Genomic DNA, 4,368 nt, shown 5'->3' on the forward strand with positions numbered 1-4,368 from the left:
CCCCAGTGGCCGACGCGCTCCCGGGACCGCGCCGGCCGGAGCCGGAGCCGCAGTCCGAGCCGCAGCCCGGACGGATCACCGACAAGGGCCTGCCCAAGCGCACCCCCAAGGTCGTCAGGCCCGCGTCGGCCCCCGCGCCCGAGCGCACCGGCAGCGTCGACAAGGAGGCCCTGCGCCGCCGGCTCGGCGGCTTCCACCAGGGCGCGAAGAACGGCCGCCGGGACGTCGAGGCGGAGATCGCCGAGGCCACCGGACCGGCCGGAGTCACCGCACGTACCGAGCACACTGAGCAGGCCGGCCGTACCGATGGCCGATCCGGAGAGACGGGGGACACAGTCGAGGAGGCACGCAGTTGACTGCGCCCAGCACGTTCGGGCTGAGCACCGAGGCCCGGAACCTTCACTGGTTGCTGAGCAATCTGGTGGAGGAGGTGCCAGGGGTCCACTCGGTCACCGTCGTCTCGTCCGACGGACTCATGCTGCTCTCCTCCGACCCCGGCCACCAGGTCGCCCAGGTGGCAGGGCGGCAGGACGGCCCCCGCGGCTCCAGCGCCGATCTGGCGACCATCGTCTCCGGCATCGGCAGCCTCACCATCGGTGCCGCGAAGCTGATGGACGGCGGCGGCGTCAAGCAGACCATGGTCGCCATGGACGAGGGCAGTGTCTTCGTCATGTCGATCAGCGACGGCTCGCTGCTGGGTGTGCACGCCACACCCGACTGCGACATGAGCGTCATCGCGTACCACATGGCGCTCTTCGTCGGCCGTGCCGGACACGTACTCACCCCCGAACTCCGCAGTGAGCTGCGCAAATCGATGGAGAGCGCCCAGTGACCCACGCTGCTGCTGAACCCGCCCGCAGGCTCCCCGTGCGCGGGGCCGACAAACGGCCCGCCCGGGTGCGCCCGTACTCGCTCACCGGCGGCCGTACTCGCTTCGGCCACGTGCTGCTAGTCGAGACCTTCGTCGCCGCGCTCGAAGCCCCCGACGAGCGACGCGAACTGACGAACGGCAACCTGGCCTCCCGCCTCATGCCGGAGCTCCAGGCCATCGTCGAGATCTGCCGCCGGATGCGTACCGTCGCGGAGATCTCCGCACTGCTGAAGATGCCGCTCGGCGTGGTCAGGGTGCTGCTCAGCGACTTGGCCGACCAGGGAAAGATCCGCGTGTACGGAACCGGTCACGGCACCGGCCAGCCCGACCGCGCACTGCTCGAAAGGGTGCTCAATGGACTCCGTCGTCTCTGAGTCGCCGCTGTTCGCCCCGCGTCAGCCGGGGCCGAAGGACCAGGCCGAGGAATCGCTCCAGGCCTGGCAGCTCGACCGCACCAGGGCCCCGATCGCCACGAAGATAGTGGTCGCGGGCGGCTTCGGCGTGGGCAAGACCACCTTCGTGGGCTCGGTCTCCGAGATCACCCCGCTGAAGACCGAAGCGATGATGACCCAGGCCAGCGAGGAGACCGACGACCTCAGCGCCACGCCCGACAAGGTCACCACGACCGTCGCCATGGACTTCGGCCGCCTCACGCTCGACGACGACCTCGTGCTGTACGTCTTCGGCACACCGGGCCAGCAGCGTTTCTGGTTCATGTGGGACGACCTCGTGCGCGGCGCGATCGGCGCGGTCGTGATGGCCGACACCCGCCGCCTCGCCGACTGCTTCCCCGCCCTCGACTACTTCGAGAGCTGCGGGCTGCCGTACATCGTGGCCGTCAACCACTTCGAGGGAACACCCGGGTTCGAGGCCGAGGATGTCCGGGAGGCCCTGACCGTCCCTCCGCACGTGCCTGTTGTGATCATGGACGCGCGTAACAGGATCACCGTCGTCGAGTCGCTGCTGGCCCTGGTGGGCCACGCTCTCGACGCCACCCCGGCATAGCTCGCACGTAACACACAACGGAGAACCGCGATGCGGAAGATACTCATAGTCGGAGCCGGCCAGTCCGGGCTCCAGCTCGCCCTCGGACTGCAGTCCAGAGGCTACGAAGTCACCCTCATGTCCAACCGCACGGCCGACGAGATCCGCTCCGGGCGGGTCATGTCGACGCAGTGCATGTTCCACACGGCGCTCCAGCACGAGCGGGACTACCAGCTCAACTTCTGGGAGTCCCAGGCCCCGCGCATCGAGGGCCTCGGCGTCTCGGTCGCCGCCCCCGACTCCTCGCGCGCCATCGACTGGGTCGGCAAACTGGACGGGTTCGCCCAGTCCGTTGACCAGCGCGTGAAGATGGCCGGCTGGATGGACACCTTCGCCCAGCGGGGCGGACAGCTCGTCATCCACGGTGCGGCCGTCTCGGACCTGGACTACTTCTCCCGCACCTACGACCTGGTGATGGTCTCGGCCGGCAAGGGCGAGCTCGTCTCCATGTTCGGCCGGGACGCATCCCGTTCGCCGTACGACGCCCCGCAGCGCGCCCTGGCCGTCGCGTACGTCCACGGTATGGGCCCGCGCCCCGAGCACCCCGAGTTCGACGCAGTCCGCTGCAACCTGGTCCCGGGCGTCGGCGAACTCTTCGTGATGCCGACCCTGACCACGTCCGGCCGCGCCGACATCCTGTTCTGGGAGGGCATTCCGGGCGGACCGCTCGACGCCTTCCAGGGCATCAAGGACCCCTCGGAGCACCTCGCCAAGACGCTGGAGCTCATGGAGAAGTTCACCCCGTGGGAGTACGCGCGCGCCACCAAGGTCGAACTGACCGACGCCAACGGCACCCTGGCGGGCCGTTACGCCCCGACCGTCCGCAAGCCGATCGGCCGGCTCCCCGGCGGCGGCCTGGTGCTCGGGGTCGCGGATGTCGTAGTCGCCAACGACCCGATCACGGGTCAGGGCTCCAACTCGGCCTCCAAGTGCGCCAACGCGTACCTGGACTCGATCATCGAGCACGGCGACCGCGCGTTCGACGCGGAGTGGATGCAGGCCACCTTCGACCGCTACTGGGAGACCGCCCAGCACGTCACGAAGTGGACGAACGCGATGCTCGGCGTCCCGCCGGAGCACGTGCTGAACCTGATCGGCGCCGCCGGCCAGCTCCAGCCCGTCGCCGACCGCTTCGCGAACGGGTTCAACAACCCGGCGGACTTCGAGAACTTCTTCTACGAGCCGGAGAAGACGAACGCGTACCTGGCCTCGGTCGCGGGTCCGGCCGCCTGAGAGCCCCGTACGCACTGAACGCCACGGCCGGGCCGGGCACCGCCGGGACCCTCCGGCGGGCCGGCCCGGCCGATGCGTTCGGCGCGAGGCTACGCGTCGGGTGCCGACGTCTCGCCGTACCCCTCGTCGGAGCCGTCGGAGGCCCCCTCGGGAAGCTCCGGAGCCTCGTACGTGGTCAGCGGCGCGCTCTCCGGGTCGGGCCGGACGGCGCCCAGCAGCGGATTCGACGCCACGGGCGAGACCTTGACCTGGGATCCGGGCCGCGGCGCCTGCACCACGAGGCCGTTGCCGATGTACAGCGCCACGTGTGTGGCCTTCGGGAAGTAGACCACCAGATCGCCCGGCCGCAGGGCGTTCACCGGCACCTTCCGCAGCTGCCGCCACTGCTCCTGCGAGGTACGCGGCAGGGTGCGGCCCGCACTCGCCCAGGCCTGTGAGGTGAGCCCGGAGCAGTCGAAGGAGTCCGGACCCTCCGCGCCCCACACGTACGGCTTGCCGATCTGCTCGATCGCGTACCGGACCGCTTCGCCTCCCTGCGCCGTCGCCGGCCGGGACGAGGACAGGGCGCCCGAGGCGACCAGCGCGTCCTGCGCCTTGTCGGTGCCCTCCTCCTCGAGGCTGGCGAGCTCGGCGAGCTGGTCGGTGGAGAGCGTGGCGAGCAGCCCCTCGACCTGCTTCAGCCGCGCCTGGACCGCGTCGCGTTCCTTCTTCTGCCGGGCTGCCAGGGTCCGTTGCCGGTCCAGGACCTTGCGGGACTGCTTCGCCAGCTCGGCGGCGCGCTTCTCGGCACCGCCCAGGCGCTTCATGGTCGCCACCCGGCCCGCGGCCAGCCGCTGGACGACCTGGCCCTGGTCCAGCGCGTACTCGGGATCGCGCATCAGGAGCAGCCGCAGATATGCGGAGAGGTCCGAACGGCCCTGGTACTGCTCACGGGCCAGCCGGCCGGCGGCATCGCGGCTGCGGGACAGCTGGAGCCGGGAGGCGGCAAGCGCGGAGTCCAGCCTCTTCGCCTCCGCGGCCTTCTTCTTCAGCTCGGCCGCCGTCCCGTTGTAGGTCTCGGTGGCCTCCTCGGTCTGCTGGTACAGCCGCTGGAGCTCGCTCAGGAGCCCGGTGACGCTGCCGGCCGCCGCTTCCGGACCTGCGGCCGGAGTGCCGGCCGGTGCGTCGGCGTCGTCGGCTCCCGGAGAAGGGGACGGCGGGGGGGACGGTGAGGGGGACGG

5 protein-coding genes and 1 pseudogene are annotated in these 4,368 nt (G+C 70.7%); 5 read left to right on the forward strand and 1 reads right to left on the reverse strand.

Features of this window, described 5'->3' with window-relative positions; translation table 11 throughout:
* The 5 genes and pseudogenes from JGS39_RS37560 to JGS39_RS37580 all read left to right on the forward strand — a co-directional run.
* A pseudogene (locus JGS39_RS37560) lies at positions 1 to 356 on the forward strand (histidine kinase); the annotation flags it as partial.
* A complete protein-coding gene (locus tag JGS39_RS37565; protein WP_219574267.1) occupies positions 353 to 832 on the forward strand; it encodes a roadblock/LC7 domain-containing protein in 480 nt (159 codons plus the stop codon). The pseudogene JGS39_RS37560 and the gene JGS39_RS37565, both read left to right, overlap by 4 nt.
* Positions 829 to 1,245 (forward strand): DUF742 domain-containing protein, encoded by a 417-nt coding sequence (locus JGS39_RS37570; RefSeq protein WP_219574268.1) that lies wholly within the window; start codon positions 829 to 831, stop codon positions 1,243 to 1,245. The genes JGS39_RS37565 and JGS39_RS37570 overlap by 4 nt, the downstream gene beginning before the upstream one ends.
* Positions 1,226 to 1,876: a GTP-binding protein gene (locus JGS39_RS37575; protein WP_148020704.1), complete on the forward strand. Its 651-nt coding sequence runs from the start codon at positions 1,226 to 1,228 to the stop codon at positions 1,874 to 1,876. Before JGS39_RS37570 ends, JGS39_RS37575 begins: the two co-directional genes overlap by 20 nt.
* 30 nt (positions 1,877 to 1,906) lie before the next feature.
* Positions 1,907 to 3,148 carry a styrene monooxygenase/indole monooxygenase family protein gene (locus JGS39_RS37580; RefSeq protein ID WP_219574269.1) on the forward strand — a complete coding sequence of 414 codons (1,242 nt, stop codon included), beginning with the start codon at positions 1,907 to 1,909 and terminating at the stop codon, positions 3,146 to 3,148.
* 89 nt (positions 3,149 to 3,237) lie between these two features.
* Here the strand turns inward: JGS39_RS37580 and JGS39_RS37585 are convergent.
* Positions 3,238 to 4,368, reverse strand: a 1,131-nt coding sequence (locus JGS39_RS37585; protein ID WP_219574270.1) for a C40 family peptidase, incomplete at its 5' end; no start/stop codon positions are given.

It is taken from the genome of Streptomyces poriferorum, assembly GCF_019399235.1.
GTDB classification, from domain to species: Bacteria; Actinomycetota; Actinomycetes; order Streptomycetales; family Streptomycetaceae; genus Streptomyces; species Streptomyces poriferorum.

What these genes read in the sequence shown, in the direction of transcription:
- JGS39_RS37580 (WP_219574269.1), top strand. Translation starts at nt 1,907, where the DNA reads ATGCGGAAGATACTCATAGTCGGAGCCGGCCAGTCCGGGCTCCAGCTC.
- JGS39_RS37575 (WP_148020704.1), top strand. Translation starts at nt 1,226, where the DNA reads ATGGACTCCGTCGTCTCTGAGTCGCCGCTGTTCGCCCCGCGTCAGCCG.